Origin of the sequence: Niallia sp. FSL W8-0177 (assembly GCF_038006285.1) — a bacterium.
Classification (GTDB): Bacteria; Bacillota; Bacilli; order Bacillales; family Cytobacillaceae; genus Niallia; species Niallia circulans_A.
Map to the genome: position 1 here is coordinate 3,037,603 of NZ_JBBOUX010000001.1, position 17,450 is coordinate 3,055,052.

Below are 17,450 nucleotides of genomic sequence, written 5' to 3' on the forward strand. Positions count from 1 at the left end.
TGCATATGTTTTTTGCCTAGTTCAAGTTTTACATATTATGATTTAACGAAATTATGTGCTTCAATAGTGTGGTTAAGCAGCTCCCTATTTATTTCTTCCTAGAATTTCATTTGCTTGTTCTCTAAATTTCTTTGCCCCTTCTGCTGGCTTAATTTGTTTAAATAATATTTGATCAGAAACATCTTTCAGTGATTTAATTACTTCTGCGCTTCCAATTGGATCTGGCGGATCTGCCTCGGTTGCATGCTGTGCCGCAGCTTCCACATATTCGACAATTTTTGTTTCTGACTCGCTTAACTCTGGCTTGATTGCCTCAGATACTTCAGTAGAAACTGGTACCCCTCTTTCTCCTTTAATCAATTTATTTGCTTCCACATTATTCACAAAGTAATCAATAAATTTTGCTGCCTCTTCTTTTACCTTCGAACTTTTCGGAATAGAGAATAACATACTTGGTTTTAAGAATAAGGCACTTTCTTGTGCTGGAGGGAAGTTAATAGTAAGTGAATCATCGGTTAATTGAGAAAATGCTAAGTATTGATTAGAGTAATTCCATGTAAATCCAGTAGCACCTTTTACAATAAAGTCATCTTCCATCCCTTTTATTTGTGCTTGTTCATCTGGAGTTGGCGATGCATCTGCCTCGATTAAGCGCAATTGTCTTTCAAAGTAATCAATAAATAATTGATCATCCTTGTAAGCTAACCCTGTACCATCTTCCTTATAAAAACGCTCCCCTTGTGTTCTTAAATAATATGGGAAGAATACATCTGGGGGATGCATCCCATTCGAACCATAGATTCCTAGTTTTTCTTGTAGCTGCAAGGCTGTTTTTTCGTAGTCATCCCATGACCAAGTTTGGCTGTCAAACTCAATTCCAGCCTCTTTTAATAAGCGATCATTTGAAATAACAGATAATACGTTCACACCTGCAGGTAACCCATAAAGGCTATCATCAATTTTTCCTCCTGAAATATTATTTTCAGGAATATTTGCTGTATCTATTGTTCCATTTTCAAGATAAGGTGTTAAATCTTCCAATTGTCCTTTTTCTCCATACTGAGATAAATAGGCCATATCCATTTGAATTACATCAGGTAATTGGTTTGCTGCAGCCTGCGGAGCTAGCTTTTTCCAATAATCATCCCAGTTAGCAAACTCTGGCTCGATGTTCACGTTAGGATTTTCCTTCTCATACATCTCAATAACTTTTGTTGTGTAATCATGACGAGGCTGTCCACCCCACCACGCAAACCGGATGGTAATCTTGTCGCTGCCATTTTTTCCATCTGATTCGTTACTGCTAGATGCACTACAACCGCTAAATGCTGTTACCACAAACAGACTTAAGGCTAAAATGAGAATCTTCCTCACCAAATCCCCCTCTTCCTTCTTTATTGTAAGTGCTTTCATTATGATTCTAATTGTTATTATCACATGATGGAATATAAAAAATAGAGAAATCCTGTTTAAAAAACAGAGGTATTCATTTTAGAAAATCCATCAGTAAAAAAGCTCCTCATCTCTTCTTTCTCAAAGAGATGAGGAGCTTTTCTACCGTGCGTTCTTATATTCAGAAGGAGTATAGCCAGTATGTTTTTTAAATACCTGGCTAAAGTATTGCGGATTATCGCCGAATCCAATCATTTCTGCCAGTGTTAGTATTTTTACATCATCCGTCTTCTGAATTTCTTCCATTGCCTTATTCACTCTCATTTTCGTCACATATGTCGAAAACTTTTCCCCTGTTTCTTGCTTAAATAATTTGCCTAAATAATCTGCATTCATATAAACCTGTTTGGCAACCCACTTTAAGGAAAGGGCTGGATTGCTTAATTCACTATTAATTATTTCTTTCATTTGCTCGATTATATGCGACTGAGAAGATTTATGTTTTTCATAATAGATAAAGGTGATTTCCTTTGTATGATGGAGTAGAAACTCCTTCATGGCCTGAATACTATCCACTTCTAGTAAATAGGTGATTTTCCCCATATAGTCAGACAGGCTTTTTGCACAGCATGCTTGGATCATGGTGAGAAAAAGTTGAATAACATAGGTTCTTGTCAAATGAATTGGATCTCTTTTAACCGCAATTTGCTGGAATATATCGTCCATCTCTTGCTTTACTTTGTTCCAATTTCCTGATTTTATTTCTAAAAACAATGGTAAATCCCCAAATTCCAAGTTATTTATTTCCTGTTCCTGCTGAATATCTTTTTTTGTTATTATGCTTCCCTCTCCTAAATAAAAACGATGACTTAGACATTCAAGCGCTTCTTGATAAAGTTTTCGCGTTAATGTAATAGGACCTGCTCCACTCACGGCAACCGTCATATCCATTTCGTAGACAGCATAGAAATTTTTACGGATCTCTTCAATTCTCTCTTGTAATTCTTCCTGTCCATTATTTTCATCTACTAGAAACAATATATATTCTCCGATATTAGACGAAAAAATGGGTGATCCAAAAATGTCGCTTCCAACATTCTCTAACATAAATAAATGTTCATAGTTAAAATCTCCTTCGAGATGAAACAGCACAACACAAACTTTCTTATCTTCTAATCTAGTATGAAAAATTCTCTGATAATAGGCTAAAACGTTTTTTTCTGATTTTTTACTAGTAACAAGCTCTGTCAGCAATTGCTTTTTTACAAAAGGCTGCACAGTATCCATTTTCTTTTTCATTTCTAGCAAGTAACGCTTTCTTTTTTCTTTAATCCGAATTTCACTAATCGTCTGTTGGATCGCTTCCATAATTTTCTTTTCGTTACAAGGCTTTAATAAATAATGTTTAACTCCATACTCCATTGCTTTTTTCGCAAAATGAAATTCGGAAAATCCAGATAGAAGGATAAAATGGATAGAAGGATATTCCTTTTTAATTTTAGAAACTAACTCAATGCCATTTAATCCCGGCATCTTTATATCACTAATAACAATATGAGGCTGTAAATTTTTAATTAATTGATAGGCTTCTATCCCATTGGCAGCCTTACCCACGAGCCTTGTATGTAACATATCCCAGTCAATAATACTAGAAATGCCATCTAAAATGATTTTTTCATCATCTACTAGAATTACCCTATACATGTTCTCACCGCCATTTATTTGGAATAATTAGATGTACTTGTGTTCCTGTTCCTCGTTTACTTTTAATTATTAAACCAAATTCCTCACCGTATAGAAGCTTTATCCGTGAATCAATATTATAGAGGCCGATTCCAGTTCCTCTTGTTCTTACTTCCTGCTTTCTAACTTTTGCTAATAATTCCTCCTCCATTCCTGGTCCATTATCCTCTACTGTAATATGCAAATTATTTTCTCTAAGAACAGCATGGACCGTTATTTTGCAAGGCTCTATCATCTGTTCGAGTGCATAATGAATAGCATTTTCTACGAGCGGCTGAATCATCAATTTAGGTATATAGCAATTCTTCGTCTCTGGAGGTATCATTTTATGAAAAATTAAGCGGTCACCATATCGATATTTTTGTATTCTTATATAATGATCTACAATAAATATCTCCTCTTCTAACAGAACTGCATCATTTTTTGCACTAATGGCATTCCGCAATAAGTAACCCAATGACTCCACCATACTGGAAATATCAGTTTGCCGATTCATCTTTGCCTGCCAATTAATCGATTCCAATGTGTTGTATAAAAAATGGGGGTTTATTTGTGCCTGTAATGCTTTAAATTCTGTATCCTTAATTAATAATTGTTTCTCATAGTTTTCTTTGATTAATGTATTAATACGTTCAATCATCAAGATAAAATGATCAGTAAGAATGCCGATCTCATCTTTCGCTTGCATAGGCTGCAATGTATTTTTTATGGACAAATCTCCTTTTTGGACATTTTTCATCGCAGACACTAACTGTTCTATCGGCTTTGTCAGTTTACTAGAAAAAACGATTGCCATAAATAAAACAACTAAGTTCAGCAAAAAGAAAATCGCCAGCATAGTGTATTTTGTTGTTTGCACTTTTGCAATAATCGAATCAAATGACACAATATTCCAATAAACCCAGTTAACATAGGAGGAAGAAGTATGGGTAATAAAGTATTTCTGACCGCCTATTGACTGAATTTCATAGCCGACCTTCTGATTCGGCAAATAGGGGATATTTTCTATTTCTTTGAATATTCCTTTATAAAAGAATTGATTATCTTCTCCGCTAATCATCATATTACTTGTCACTTTATTATTTTCTGATACACTGTCTTCTACAATTTTATCTACATTGACTTGAATAAGGAGTGTGCCTAAATTATCTAAACTCAAGTTCTGATGGGTTCTGATTTTGCGAATAGCAAAGATCTTATTGCTGTCTGTCTCTGTTACCCACTGATTAGCTCCTTTTTTTCTTTCTCCTATCTCGATCCATTTCTCCTTTTTGTTCGAAATAATGGATGATGTATACCCGCCAGCTCGATATTCCCTCCCATTAGCATCAAATATATGAATCGAATGTATATATTTTGAAGATCCTACATACTCTGTCAGCAGATCCCAAAGCTGATTATCCAGCTGATATCGCTGATATGGATTGGAATCCAGCTTTATTTCCGATAAAATGGTTTGAATTTTATTATCTGTCATAAGGGAAAAGGAAACTTCCTCAATACTTTTTAATTCCTTTTCTAGTTGCTTGGATGACATATGCAATGCTTCTGTTGTCTTTTGATAATATAATTGATCATATACATGAAAGGCATATTGAAATCCAATTAATAAAAAGGATAGAGAACCAACCATTATGAATAAAATGGTTAACGTCAGCTTTTTCTTTATTTTTAACTGTCGGTATTTATTTAAAATAGATAAAATGAAATGTTTCATCGTTAACCCCTTTTCCTTTTAACCAATCCTTTGTTGGGTCACTTTCTTTAAACGATGATCAATACTGCCAAAAGCTTTGCACGCCAGCCAGGTAATAACAAATGCAAGGGTACTAATACTAAAGAATAGAAGAAGCGTTATATGAAGTGATGCCAGAAAAGCTATACTAAATACAGCCATAAAGATTCCTACTGTATGGGCAGGCCGTAGAAATCCGATAACAAATGCATATTTTATGCACTGTAACAACTTGAGATCGTAGTATGTATAAACTGGTAGAAGATATAAAAAAGTCGTACTAAAAAAAAGAAATAATCCAAAAATAAAAAAAAGAAGAAGTGTTGTGGGGCCATCCAATATACCAATAATCCGAAAATCCAAATAAAGCAACAGAAAAATAAGCATGAAAATCATCCCAAGAATATTACCTTTCCACCAATCTTGTTTATAGCTGGCCCAAAATAGAGGAAAAATGCGGATATCATTTTCCCCATTCACCCATTTTTTTGTAATGGAAAACAGAGCAATACTTGCTGGCATCCATCCAAAAAATCCCAATCCTAAAACTGTAAAGAAGATCCATAGTAAATTTACATAAGCTAGTCGCGTTACCCATTCACAAAACTTATAGACACCATTTGTTAAACTGTGTACCAATCTCCCATCTCCCTTATTATATTTTTAACTATTGTACACTAATTTTGTAAGCCTTTACATATCCTAGTGTAAAGATAAGGAAAATCAATCGAAAAATTTCTATAATATCCCAATTCTAGAAATAATTAACCGGCTCATTTCACTCCTATCGGATACGCAATTGGTTTAAATCTATCCAATTGCGGCTATATCAAGTACAGAAAAGACAAGTCCAACAGGAGGAGGAAGAGGAAACATGGCTTCTACTAAATTAGCAATACATGAAACGTTAGAATTACATGAAGTACTGACGTTAAAACAGAGTTGTCTAGTAAAATCCTATGCATTACAATCCCTGGTTGAAGATGATACTTTAAAAGCAATTCTAGATAATGATGTATCCAGTTCAGAGAAAGCAATCAAAGAACTGCAGCAAATTCTAAAACAATAAAGGGAAGGTGATTAGAATGAGTTTCATGGATAAATTAAAGGCCACTGGAAAAATGAGTGATGAGTTAATTGCTACGGAGCTACTGGTTTCTGCTAAAGCAACGGTAAGAACGTACGCCGTTGCCTTAACAGAGACAGCTTCTCCACAAGTAAGAGAAATCCTTAAGAAACAACTCAATGAAGCGATTGACAATCATGCTAAAATCGCCAACTATATGATTAAAAATAATATGTACTATGCCTATGATGTGGATAAACAATTAGAGCATGATAAAGAAAAATTAGACCAATCATTAGAATTAGTAAAATAAATAAAAAAAGGAGATAAGTGATATAGTCAGCTTATCTCCTTCTTTTTTAAACTTTAAATCAATATTTTAATATTTGAGGTTTAAATATGTTTATAATAGGGTAAAGATGTTTTATTAAAAACTATTATTTGTGTAGTTTAGTATTTTTCATACTTAAATTGAATCCATGGGAGTAACGAAAATGAACACAATAATGTACATAAAGGACGAATTAAAAAATTTCATTAATGAGAATGGGAACACCTTCAATCAAAAATTACTGACAGAAGCAACAAACGTATCGATAAAAATTACTGATATATTAAATAAAGGCAATATTGATTTATTAAAAAACGCCAAAAAATTGATATTTTACACAGTAGATCAACAAGAGGCAGATTTAATTTCTTTTGCCAAAGTAGAAGGAATTGCATGGGCTAAACACTCTTTGACCTTAGAGTTAAAGCTAGAATGGGTTCAAGCCATCAGAAGAACATTATGGCATTTTATTAGAATGATTGATAAGGATAAGGATATCATTCATAATCGCGAGGATTATTATGGCATGGAAAAATTATTTAATGAAAAGATAGATCAATTTTTAAATAATTTTTTCCTTAGCTATACGCATTATAAAGATGAGATGCTGAATAAACAAAGAAAAATGGTTGAACATTTATCTGTTCCCATTATTCCTATTAAACAATCTATTTCCGTCTTACCATTAATCGGTACCATTGACTCGTATAGAATTAAAGTAATTGAGGAGAAAGTTTTAAACGATATATCAGATTCAAAAATCCAAACATTAGTAATAGATCTTTCAGGTACAGCAAAAATGGAAATGGATGTAATTGATTATTTTGAAAAAGTATTAGCTGGTATTTCTATGATGGGTTGTAATGCCATCCTTACTGGACTAAGACCAGAGTTAGTAAAAAAAATGGTGCATGCCGGTATTCATTTTGAAAAAAATGCTGAAACTAGAGGCACCCTCCAAGAAACCTTAAAGAATATTCTTTAAGGTTTCTATTGAAAATACTGTAGATAGTAATCATCTGTAAATAGTGATCTGAATATAAGTTGAAATTCAACTCTTCAACCTGAATACACCTTGCTTCCTAAGAGGCGAAGGCTAGTTCGCTTCATACTAAAAGGATTCGGACATTCTAACAGCTTCTATGGAGGGCGACCGTGTATTTAGGTTTCTTTATTTTTGAATGGTATTTCCCCATGCAAATTTTTTAATTCTACTCCTATACTGCTAGGTTATATTTATCTCACCTGGCTGAATGGGATATAATACTCCATCCAATGTAAACGATATTCTCCCAGTTTCCTCTGATACAACAATCACTAATGCATCTGATATTTCACTTAACCCAATGGCTGCTCTATGTCTTGTTCCTAATTTATCCTTACCGTTAAATTTACTTGCAGTTGGAAATATATTGCCTGCAGAAATAATCGAATCCTCTTCGATTAACACTCCCCCATCGTGCAATGGGTTTCCAGGATAAAAAATTGCTTCTAGTAAAGAAGCAGATAATTTTGCATGTAAGGGGATTCCAGAATGAATCAATCTGTCTAAAGAATCCTTACGCTTAATAGCTATTAACGCTCCATGTCGTTTATCAGAAAGAGCTTGGGCGCTAGCAGTAAGGATTTCTAAATTCTTAGTATATGGCTTTAAATATAATTGTAAATAAAATGTAGCTGCACGATGATGAATACTTTTAAATAACTTATTTACTTCCTCAAAATCGTTTAAAATACAGCAATCTTTTTCATCCAGCGTATTTTTTAGTTCGCTAAGTTCCGCCTCTAAATCCTCCAATAATTGATGCATCTCCTGATTAAACTCATTAGGTAAATGGTTGTCTCCTTCCATACCAACACTCCCTTTTTTTGTTACCTTGTCCAGCTTTAATGAATTTATACAAGCAAGATAATCATTCAAAGGGTTTTGCATGATTGTATTCCCTTTTCGCAAATGATAGACTGATAGTTGAATATTACTTAGGGAGGCAAAATTTTACATATGAAATTTTGGACTTGGACTATTATAATTTTACTATCTGTTACCGCAATAGGAGTTTCTTCCTATTTTATTTTCCAATCATTATTTGACAGCAAATCCCCCATGCAGAAAGAAAACGACCGTCCAGTTGTAAAACAAGCTTCATCGGAGACAGAAGAAAGCTTTGATAAAGAACAGGTCAATACACCGGTCAATGAGGAAGTGGTTGTTCTGGCAGATGGCACAAGTGGACACACCTTTATTTCTAAATGGCATAATTTTTATAATGAAACATTAGGTTGGGGCAGACTGGAAACAACAAACTATGATAAACAAAAAGAAGCAGCTTTAGCCATCCTTGAGGCTATAAAGAATATAAAGGTTAACAATGAGCAAATTAAGCAGGATATTAGTGATATTAGCACAAATGCTCAAATAGTGGCAGAGAAAGATGATCGTGTCGCCATGCGGAATCTGCATCGCTACTTCCACGATTTAGATATTTATTTTAATGGCTATAATTATGAGCAGACTTTTGGAATTACTGAATTTAGAGGGAACTAATCTTTAAGAAGTTCCACTCTCTTTCAGTTTTTTATATACATGTCATTGGGGTTCTTCACTTCATTATTATTTAAGTACTTTGCGAATTACCTTCTCTTTCCTTTTCGTGTATGGTGGAAAAAGAAACGGAATATCTACTTTAGTACTTTTCCTAAGAATACTTTTTTGATGTGAGAATGTTTTAAAACTGTATTCACCATGATAAGCTCCCATTCCCGAGGCGCCTACACCGCCAAAAGGCAGACTAGGCGGGACAATGTGGGTTAACACATCATTAATACAAACACCTCCTGATGATAGGCAACGAATCACTTTTGCTTCTGTTTCCTTATTGTTTGTAAAAAGGTAGAGTGCTAACGGTTTATCCAGCTTCCTAATCGACTTCATTGCTTCATCTAGATTTGTATAAGTTAAAATAGGCAAAAGCGGTCCAAAGATTTCTTCTTGCATTGTTGCGGAATCCCACGTAGCATCCAGTAGCGTGGGTTCAATAAAACGTGTATCTCGATTGTTCTTCCCGCCAAAAAGGATGGTCTTCCGATCAGCTTCTAGCATTGCTATTAAACGCTGAAAATGTCGATCACTCACAATTCGGCCAAAGTCTTCTTTATCTTCAATCTCTTCTCCAAAATAGTTCCCTAGTGTCTTTTTCATTTCAGCAATCAAGGGTTCTTTAACTGACTCATGTACCATAATATAATCTGGTGCTACACATGTTTGTCCGGCATTTAACGTTTTTCCCCAAATAATACGTTTGGCCGCTATATTTAAATTTGCAGTCTCATCGATGATTACTGGACTTTTCCCACCTAATTCAAGCGTTACAGGTGTTAAGTGCTGAGACGCTGCTTCCATCACAATTTTCCCTACCTTCGTACTGCCTGTAAAGAAAATATAATCAAAATTAGCCTGTATCAATGCTTGATTCGTTTCTATCCCCCCTTCTACCGCACTAATATAGGCAGGCTCAAAGATATTATTTATCATGTCTGTTACAACAGCTGAAACTGTTGGTACAAGCTCTGAAGGCTTTAAGATCGCACAATTTCCTGCGGCGATGGCCCCAATTAAAGGCTCGATTAATAATTGAAAAGGATAGTTAAATGGACCGATAATAAGCACCGTTCCATATGGCTCATATACAGTTTTCCCCGTTGAAGGAAATAGACTCCATGTACTTTTTGCTTTTTGGGGCTTCATCCATCTCTTTAAGTGTCTCTTTGTATGACGAATACTCTGAAGTACAAAGCCAATTTCAGAGGCATAGGATTCAAAAGGATGCTTTCCCAAGTCTTTCTGCAATGCCTTTATAAGAAGAGGTTCTTTTTCTAAAATAGCATTTTTTAATTTTTCCAGCTGTTCTATTCGAAAAGCAAGGGGCAATGTTGCTTGCGTCGAATAGAATGAATTTGTTTGTTCTAATCTTTGATTTACTTCCATTTTCTATTTACGCTCCCTTAATGGGTATTATTTTAATGATGAGTGTATCAAGTAATTCTTCCTATAAGCAAGTTTAAAAAAACACAGTTAAAAAATAACAACAAGGATTTCGTATAAGAATGAGGTTTCTTACACGAAATCCTTGTTATAAGCTTTTATGTAAAACATTTAAAATAGTTCTCAACTCTTCTAATGGAATTTGTCCTGGTGCAGATGCCTTATTTGCTGCAGCAAATGTAATTGCAGACCCAAATACTTCTCCTGCCATCCTGCTCACAGCTCCTTTTCCTCCCATTGACATCGTGACAATCGGTTGATTGGGGGCTTCTTCCTTCATCGTAACAGTCGCATCTAATAATGCTATAACATCCTTAACTGATTTTGGCATGACCGCAATTTTGGGAATATCAGCACCTAGCTGGCGCGCCATTTGTAGGCGTGAAACAATTTCTTCCTTAGATGGTGTTTTGTCAAAATCATGATTAGATACGACAACGGCAATTTGTTTAGAATGGGCCATATTTACAACTTCTTTAATGGCTTCCGCCTCCATGAATAACTCTATGTCTAGTAAATCAATCAGTCCTGTTTCTAGCACACTTTTGTATAACGAGAAATATTCTTGCTCCTCTATTTGTCTTTCGCCCCCCTCTTTTGCTGTACGAAATGTAAATAGTAAAGGAATATTGCCAATTATTTCTCTTACTTGCTGCAGCATTTCTATTACCCTTTTTTTATTATTTATTTCTGTGAAATAATCTGCACGCCATTCAAGGATATCTATCCTCAGCTCCTTTAAGGCTGCTGCTTCTTCCCTTAGCTCTTCTTTTGTTCTACCAATAAGAGAAACACAAATTTTGGGGATTCCTTCTCCAATAATAACCTCTCTTACCTTTATGCTTTTACTCACCATTTTCCCCTCCAACAGCTTTCTTCTAAGTAATATCCAAAGAATCTATAATAGTATCAACAGTTTCCTCTACCTTGTTTCCATCGGTTGTGACTTTCAGATGGTGGTTCCTATAAATTTCTTTTCTCGCATTAAACAATACCTTTATTTCATCTTCAGTCTTTCCTTGCAGTACAGGTCTACTATCAATAATAAATGGGATTCTTTTTTTCCATGCCTCAAAGGACATATCGATATATATAACAATCCCCTTTTCTAGACAAACATTGCGAATATCTTCTTGTAGAAAAGCTCCTCCTCCAAGCGAAATCACTTTCCCCTTCTGTTCCGATAACGCCTTAATTAGTTCTTTTTCTTTTTTTCGAAAAAAAGCTTCTCCATAATGGCTAAAAATTTCTGGAATGGTCATGTTATACTTTTCTTCTATCTGATGATCAACATCCGCAAATTCGCGCTGAAGCTTTTTCGCTAATTCTTTTCCGATCGTCGTTTTTCCGACTCCCATAAACCCTATTAAAAAAATACTTTTCTCTTTCATTGATTCATTCTGCAGCATGAAATGAAGCCCCCTATAACTATATCCGGCAAAATCTTTCTTTTCATTATAAGGGAAATCGAGTCTATATCCTAGCAGATTATCGGAATAAATCTGTTTCATCTCACATATAATGCAGTGGATAAAGGCTAGCTTCTTTCGAAAAATCCGTTCTTCTTCTAACCTATATTCTCATTCATACACCTCTTTTCTCTATTAGCTATTTTTTCAATTTTCTAATCCTATCAAGTATTACATAGTTTTAATGGTTAAACGCAATTTGTAAATTACTATTTTAGAACTTATTTATAATTATTATAAAATTATATTGATTTTTTGATTATAGATGATATTATAATATACATATGCTAAAGAACTAAATTATGAGGTGATTTTTTATATGTCAAATAATCGATTAACGACTAGCTGGGGAGCACCAGTTGGGGACAACCAAAATTCTATTACTGCTGGCCATCGTGGACCAACATTAATCCAAGATGTACATTTACTTGAAAAATTAGCTCATTTTAATAGAGAACGTGTACCTGAGCGAGTTGTTCATGCTAAAGGGGCTGGAGCTCATGGATACTTCGAAGTGACAAATGACTTAACGAAATACACAAAAGCTAACTTCTTATCTGAAGTAGGAAAAAGAACTCCAATGTTTATCCGTTTTTCAACAGTTGCAGGGGAGCTAGGTTCTGCGGATACTGTTCGTGATCCACGTGGATTTGCGGTGAAGTTTTATACAGAAGAGGGAAATTATGATATCGTTGGTAATAATACACCTGTATTCTTTATTCGTGATGCCATTAAATTCCCTGATTTCATCCATACACAAAAAAGAGATCCAAAAACACATTTAAAAAACCCAACAGCTGTATGGGATTTCTGGTCTCATTCACCTGAATCTTTACATCAAGTAACTATCCTGATGTCAGATCGTGGTATTCCAGCAACATTACGTCATATGCATGGTTTCGGAAGCCATACTTTTAAATGGGTAAATGAAGAGGGAGAAGGCGTTTGGGTTAAATATCATTTTAAAACAGAACAAGGGGTTAAAAACCTGGATGTTAATTTAGCTGCTAAACTTGCTGGAGAGAATCCTGATTATCATACAGAAGATTTATTTAATGCAATAGAAAAAGGAGATTTTCCTGCTTGGACACTTTATGTGCAAATTATGCCATTAGAGGATGCCGATACGTATCGTTTTGATCCATTCGATGTAACAAAAGTATGGTCACAAAAAGATTATCCGTTAATCGAAGTTGGTCGTATGGTACTTGATCGCAACCCAGAAAACTATTTTGCAGAAGTGGAGCAAGCTACATTCTCTCCTGGAACATTAGTACCTGGTGTAGAAGTGTCACCAGACAAAATGCTACAAGGCCGTTTATTTGCTTACAGTGACGCACATCGCTACCGTGTAGGTGCAAACCATAATGCCCTTCCAATTAACCGTCCTCGCAACGAAGTAAATAACTATCAGCGTGATGGTCAAATGCGCTTTGATGGCAATGGCGGCGGTTCTGTTTATTATGAGCCAAATAGCTTTAGTGGTCCAAAAGAAACACCTGAAAACAAAACAACGCCATTTGCAGTATCTGGAGTAGCCGAAAGTGCAGCATATGATCATAATGATCACTACACACAAGCAGGAGATTTATATCGTCTAATGACTACAGAAGAACGCGAAAGATTAGTCGCAAACATTGTTGGTGCAATGAAGCCTGTAGCATTAGAAGAAATCAAGCTTCGTCAAATCGGTCACTTCTACAAAGCAGATCCTGAATACGGCACAAAAGTTGCTGAAGGCTTGGGTCTAAGTGTTCCCGAAACAGTAAAATAATAATAATTGGCGAAAAACCCTCTTTTTTGAGGGTTTTTCTTTTCTATTTGGAGGAGGTTGTAACACTAAAAAGATTACAACCTGTTGTTTGTTGATACAGTACCCCTTTTGAATTAGACACAAACGTATTTTTATGATAAATCTGTAGCAGTTATTTTGTCGGAATTATTTTCATTGCGGCATTTGCCTTAATGCTTGCTGCTTTTGGCATATAATTGCGAGTTTCGGCATTTTGCTTGTGATTCCGAACTCTTGCTTGCGACTTTCCGCTTTTTACTTGCGATTCCGAACTTCTTGCTTGCGACTTTCCGCTTTTTGCTTGCGACTCCGAACCTTTTGCTTGCGACTTTCCGCTTTTTGCTTGCGACTTCCCATCGTACAATCGATCCATTTCATCTCAATTATTTGATAATCCTTCAAGAAAGCGCTACTCTTAAAATAGAAAAACTATATTCTAACGAGGTGAAAAGATGGAATTATCAATCAATTCAACAAAGAAACTAAGCAATGGCGTAGAAATTCCGTATTTAGGTTTTGGCGTTTTCTTAGTAAAAGATCCAAAAGAATGTGAAGAAAGTGTCCTTACTGCCATAAAAAATGGTTATCGTTCCATTGATACCGCTACAAGATATGAAAACGAAGAATTTGTAGGCAATGCGATAAAAGCTGCTGGTGTCTCTCGTGAGGAATTGTTTATCACCACAAAAGTGTGGGTAACAGATTTTGGTTATGAAGAAACTAAGAAGGCATTTCATGAATCTTTAAAGAAGCTTCAGTTAGATTATTTAGATCTTTATCTTATTCACTGGGCTGCACCAGGATTTGAAGAAACATGGAGAGCAATGGAAGATCTTTATGAAGAAGGGTTAGTTCGCGCAATTGGTGTATGCAACTTCCAAATCCATCATTTAGAAAAATTAGCTGAAACAGCAAGAATTACCCCTATGCTAAATCAAGTTGAGACACATCCTCTTTTCCAACAGGTGGAACTAAGAAATTACTTAGCACAACACAATATTGCACATGAAGCTTGGGCTCCGCTTGGACAAGGTAAGAATGGATTATTCAATTTACCAGCTTTAACGGAGATTGCTAAAAAACACAATAAAACAGTTGCTCAAGTAATTCTAAGATGGCATTTAGAACGTGATACCATCATTATTCCTAAATCTGTTCATGAGCATCGTATTATAGAAAATGCTGATTTATTTGGTTTTGCACTTGATTCAGAAGATATAAAAACCATTACTTCCCTCGATACAAACGAACGGAGCTTTGGGAATCCTGATGATATCGAACGGTTTAAAGCAATGCAGGAAGCTGCTTCAAAATAATGTCCCTATATTTAGTCTATTATAGAATGGTAGGAGGCGTATAACCTCCTACCACTCTACCAAACACAATATAGTTCTGTGCATTTATCAGCAGAAGATTTTACAGGAGCTTAAGATATATTAAAACAAACAATCAAATTATTAACCCCATATACTTATCCCTTCATGCCTGTTATGGATATTCCTTCAATAATATGACGCTGTGCAATAATATACACAATTAATACTGGAATAATAGATATGACTGTACCTGCCATCATTAACGACCAGTCAGCTGTATATAACCCTTTGAAAGAATTTAATAATAAAGGCACAGTAAAGTTCTCAGGAGAATTCAGATATATCAAAGGATCAAGAAAGTTATTCCAAGATTGCATAAAAGTAAAAATACCAATGGCAGCTAAAGCAGGTCGAAGTAATGGCAATATGATATTCCAATATATTCGAACATATCCTGCACCGTCCATAATAGCTGCCTCTTCTAACTCTTTTGGAATCCCCATAACAAATTGTCTTAATAAAAATACTGCAAAAGCATTAAATAGTGCTCCTGGTACAATTAATGTTAAATGAGTATCTAACCAACCTAATTTATCCATTACCAAATATAAAGGAATCATTGTAACCTGCTTTGGTATCATCATCGTAGCCAGAAATAAAATAAAAAGAAGATTGGCACCTTTAAAATTAATTTTTGCAAAGGCATAAGCTGCCATTGAAGCAGTGAATAATGTAAAGCCCACGATAATAACAGTAATATAAAAGCTATTAAAATACGCTAAATTAAAGGGCATTGCCTGTAAAGAATTAAGAAAATTACTCCAAACAAAAGGGTCAGGAATCCATTTTGGCGGAATAACAAATATTTGGGACATATCCTTTAAGGAACTAAGGATCGTCCAAATAAACGGGAATATCATCACTAGTGCACCAAATCCTAATACAAAATGCAGAACTAATTTTGGCATAAATGTTCGTCTCTTACGTGCTTTTGGGATGTCAAAGTTAGTACCAGTATTTAATTCATATTTATTCTCCATAAAACACCCACCTTTTTTGAAATTTAAATTGGATAAGTGTAAAGATTAAAATAATAACGAATAATATCATGGAAGCAGCGGCACTCTTTCCCATCGTAAAATCAACAAATGCCTGATCATAAATGTGGAAGACAATGGTATAACTTGCCTTTGCAGGTCCACCATTTGTCATAACAAATGCTTGGTCAAATACTTGGAAGGAAGAAATGATGGTCATGATTGTTACAAAAAAGGTAGTTGGTGTTAGTAATGGTAACGTTATGTGCCTAAATTTCTGAATAGCATTTGCCCCATCCATTTCTGCAGCTTCATAATAGCTCCTTGATATGCCTTGTAGTCCTGCCAAGAAAATTACCATGTTATATCCAAGTCCCCACCATATACTTAATAATGCAATGGAAGGTATTACCCACTTAGTATCAGTTAACCAATGAGGTCCAGTTATCCCAATATAGGATAACAATTCGTTTAAAATACCGAAATCTCCATTTAGAATCCACATAAATATTATCCCTACAGAAACTGAACTTGTTACTACAGGCATAAAGAAAAAGACACGGTAGATTGCTTTACCTTTTACTTTATTAAGGGCAACAGCTAAAATTAGCGCTAACGCAATTCCAATAGGTACAACTAAAAACATATAATAGATTGTATTAACCATTGCCTTCCAAAAATCAGGGTTATTTATTTGATTAATATAATTAGATATTCCAATAAAGCTGCTACTCCCAAATCCACTCCAGTCTGTAAAGCTTAAATAAAAGGCATAGATTAATGGAACTAACGAAAAAAACAGCAACCCTAATAACTGAGGACTAATAAAAAGAAAACCCCATAAATTCGCATTTTTTCTAGCCAACTGCCCCACACCCCTTTAGGAAAATATACCAAGAAGGTTTATCTTCTTGGTATATTCTCTCTTTTTAGAAAGATAGAATTATTTATCCACATACTGATTAATTATCTTAATTACCTTATCAATAGTAGTATCAGCGTCTTCTTTACCAAGGAACATTAAGTCAATTGTCTCCGATATTTCAGTCGTTAATCCTGCAAATTGGGCATCACGTGCAAAGTTTGAACCATGTGTAAAACCATTATTCCGCCCATCAAATAAATACTCCATATGTTTTTCACTATTACCTTCTAATGCATTTTCATCTGCGGCAGGAAGAGATGGGAGTGCATTTCCGCCTTTACCAGTTCTTGCTTCTTGCCCTTCTTTACCAACATAATAAGATACAAATTTCATCGCTTCTTCCAAATGTTCACTTTTCTTATTTACTGACATATATGCCACTGGTACACTTACCATTTCTTGTTTTTCTTTGGTGTTACTCGGAAAATAGATATAATCGTAATCTAAACTAGGATTTTGATCGAATTGGGGAGTAAACCAGCGACCACCTGCTACCATACCTACTTGATTAGACATAAACATGGCATCAACCCCTTGACCTTGTGGTAGCGAACCTGCATATACTGCATTTCCATTGGAAACTAAATCATGTAAGAAAAACC

17 protein-coding genes and 1 pseudogene are annotated in these 17,450 nt (G+C 35.0%); 6 read left to right on the top strand and 12 right to left on the bottom strand.

Annotation, left to right across the window (positions count from 1 at the left end; all coding sequences use genetic code 11):
• Window positions 1–84: 84 nt before the first annotated feature.
• The 4 genes from NST77_RS15040 to NST77_RS15055 all read right to left on the bottom strand — a co-directional run bounded on the left by NST77_RS15040 (window position 85) and on the right by NST77_RS15055 (window position 5,509).
• Window positions 85–1,374: an ABC transporter substrate-binding protein gene (locus NST77_RS15040; RefSeq protein WP_095330433.1), complete on the bottom strand. Its 1,290-nt coding sequence runs from the start codon at window positions 1,372–1,374 to the stop codon at window positions 85–87.
• A gap of 180 nt (window positions 1,375–1,554) precedes the next feature.
• A complete protein-coding gene (locus NST77_RS15045) occupies window positions 1,555–3,096 on the bottom strand; it encodes a response regulator transcription factor (protein ID WP_341123162.1) in 1,542 nt (513 codons plus the stop codon).
• A 4-nt stretch (window positions 3,097–3,100) separates the two neighbouring features.
• Entirely contained in the window at window positions 3,101–4,852 is a 1,752-nt protein-coding gene (locus NST77_RS15050) for a sensor histidine kinase (protein WP_123260627.1), read from the bottom strand.
• An 18-nt stretch (window positions 4,853–4,870) separates the two neighbouring features.
• On the bottom strand, window positions 4,871–5,509 hold the full coding sequence (locus NST77_RS15055) for a YesL family protein (protein ID WP_095330429.1): 639 nt from the start codon (window positions 5,507–5,509) through the stop codon (window positions 4,871–4,873).
• Between the two features lie 235 nt (window positions 5,510–5,744).
• Here NST77_RS15055 and NST77_RS15060 point away from each other — a divergent pair, with 235 nt between their 5' ends.
• The 3 genes from NST77_RS15060 to NST77_RS15070 all read left to right on the top strand — a co-directional run bounded on the left by NST77_RS15060 (window position 5,745) and on the right by NST77_RS15070 (window position 7,252).
• Entirely contained in the window at window positions 5,745–5,939 is a 195-nt protein-coding gene (locus NST77_RS15060; protein WP_095330428.1) for a spore coat protein, read from the top strand.
• Between the two features lie 16 nt (window positions 5,940–5,955).
• Window positions 5,956–6,249: a spore coat protein gene (locus NST77_RS15065; protein ID WP_235850282.1), complete on the top strand. Its 294-nt coding sequence runs from the start codon at window positions 5,956–5,958 to the stop codon at window positions 6,247–6,249.
• Between the two features lie 181 nt (window positions 6,250–6,430).
• On the top strand, window positions 6,431–7,252 hold the full coding sequence (locus tag NST77_RS15070; protein ID WP_341123164.1) for an STAS domain-containing protein: 822 nt from the start codon (window positions 6,431–6,433) through the stop codon (window positions 7,250–7,252).
• 240 nt (window positions 7,253–7,492) lie between these two features.
• On the opposite strand, the gene cdaS is transcribed toward NST77_RS15070, so the two are convergent.
• The gene (gene cdaS, locus NST77_RS15075) at window positions 7,493–8,119 is read right to left on the bottom strand and encodes a sporulation-specific diadenylate cyclase CdaS (protein WP_095330451.1); all 627 of its coding nucleotides are present in this window, start codon (window positions 8,117–8,119) and stop codon (window positions 7,493–7,495) included.
• 150 nt (window positions 8,120–8,269) lie between these two features.
• Between cdaS and NST77_RS15080 the strand changes: the two genes are divergently transcribed.
• Entirely contained in the window at window positions 8,270–8,812 is a 543-nt protein-coding gene (locus tag NST77_RS15080; protein WP_095330426.1) for a hypothetical protein, read from the top strand.
• A gap of 66 nt (window positions 8,813–8,878) precedes the next feature.
• Here NST77_RS15080 and NST77_RS15085 read toward each other — a convergent pair whose 3' ends face one another.
• The 3 genes from NST77_RS15085 to NST77_RS15095 form a co-directional block, all read right to left on the bottom strand.
• Window positions 8,879–10,252: an aldehyde dehydrogenase gene (locus NST77_RS15085; protein WP_123258178.1), complete on the bottom strand. Its 1,374-nt coding sequence runs from the start codon at window positions 10,250–10,252 to the stop codon at window positions 8,879–8,881.
• A 145-nt stretch (window positions 10,253–10,397) separates the two neighbouring features.
• Window positions 10,398–11,162 (bottom strand): type I 3-dehydroquinate dehydratase, encoded by a 765-nt coding sequence (aroD, locus tag NST77_RS15090; protein WP_095330450.1) that lies wholly within the window; start codon window positions 11,160–11,162, stop codon window positions 10,398–10,400.
• 25 nt (window positions 11,163–11,187) lie between these two features.
• Window positions 11,188–11,718 carry a shikimate kinase gene (locus NST77_RS15095; protein ID WP_095330424.1) on the bottom strand — a complete coding sequence of 177 codons (531 nt, stop codon included), beginning with the start codon at window positions 11,716–11,718 and terminating at the stop codon, window positions 11,188–11,190.
• A gap of 379 nt (window positions 11,719–12,097) precedes the next feature.
• On the opposite strand from NST77_RS15095, the gene katA reads away from it, so the two are divergent.
• Window positions 12,098–13,552, top strand: coding sequence for a catalase KatA (gene katA / locus NST77_RS15100; protein ID WP_095330423.1), 1,455 nt, complete (start codon window positions 12,098–12,100; stop codon window positions 13,550–13,552).
• Window positions 13,553–13,703: 151 nt separating this feature from the next.
• Here katA and NST77_RS15105 read toward each other — a convergent pair whose 3' ends face one another.
• Window positions 13,704–13,943 carry a hypothetical protein gene (locus tag NST77_RS15105; RefSeq protein ID WP_163187837.1) on the bottom strand — a complete coding sequence of 80 codons (240 nt, stop codon included), beginning with the start codon at window positions 13,941–13,943 and terminating at the stop codon, window positions 13,704–13,706.
• A 79-nt stretch (window positions 13,944–14,022) separates the two neighbouring features.
• Between NST77_RS15105 and NST77_RS15110 the strand changes: the two genes are divergently transcribed.
• The gene (locus NST77_RS15110; RefSeq protein WP_095330421.1) at window positions 14,023–14,886 is read left to right on the top strand and encodes an aldo/keto reductase; all 864 of its coding nucleotides are present in this window, start codon (window positions 14,023–14,025) and stop codon (window positions 14,884–14,886) included.
• Between the two features lie 155 nt (window positions 14,887–15,041).
• Here NST77_RS15110 and NST77_RS15115 read toward each other — a convergent pair whose 3' ends face one another.
• The 3 genes and pseudogenes from NST77_RS15115 to NST77_RS15125 all read right to left on the bottom strand — a co-directional run.
• Window positions 15,042–15,854 carry a carbohydrate ABC transporter permease gene (locus NST77_RS15115; protein ID WP_206426436.1) on the bottom strand — a complete coding sequence of 271 codons (813 nt, stop codon included), beginning with the start codon at window positions 15,852–15,854 and terminating at the stop codon, window positions 15,042–15,044.
• Between the two features lie 61 nt (window positions 15,855–15,915).
• A complete protein-coding gene (locus NST77_RS15120; RefSeq protein ID WP_095330419.1) occupies window positions 15,916–16,788 on the bottom strand; it encodes a carbohydrate ABC transporter permease in 873 nt (290 codons plus the stop codon).
• A 78-nt stretch (window positions 16,789–16,866) separates the two neighbouring features.
• Window positions 16,867–17,424, bottom strand: a pseudogene (locus NST77_RS15125) (extracellular solute-binding protein); the annotation flags it as partial.
• Window positions 17,425–17,450 lie beyond the last annotated feature (26 nt).